The 255-nt window shown below is 46.3% G+C and carries 1 protein-coding gene; it reads right to left on the reverse strand.

What is annotated here, in order from left to right; all coding sequences use genetic code 11:
* Positions 1–255: hypothetical protein (locus tag ACHRWY_RS27735; protein ID WP_395359264.1), on the reverse strand; the 255-nt coding region annotated here is incomplete at both ends.

A 255-nucleotide genomic window follows, 5' to 3' on the forward strand; every position in this document is an offset into this window, starting at 1 on the left:
GTACAAGTTGGACAACCTGGATCTGGTGCGCATGTAGTACATGGCAGAGGATCGGTGGATGTGTCACTTACATTTGGGCCACTTGGTGGTGTTCCAGTTGCGGTCGCTAAGTTGTATACGGCACCTGAATCAATATCAGATTGTGTTACAATATGAATACCGGTAAAGGTAGTAGCATCTTCTGCTCCCGGAGCCAATTGGGCCAATGGTCCTCCACTTATAGTTGCCTTAGGATCACTTACCGTGATATTTTTA

Source organism: Flavobacterium sp. FlaQc-48, assembly GCF_044007335.1.
In the GTDB taxonomy this organism is placed as follows: Bacteria; Bacteroidota; Bacteroidia; order Flavobacteriales; family Flavobacteriaceae; genus Flavobacterium.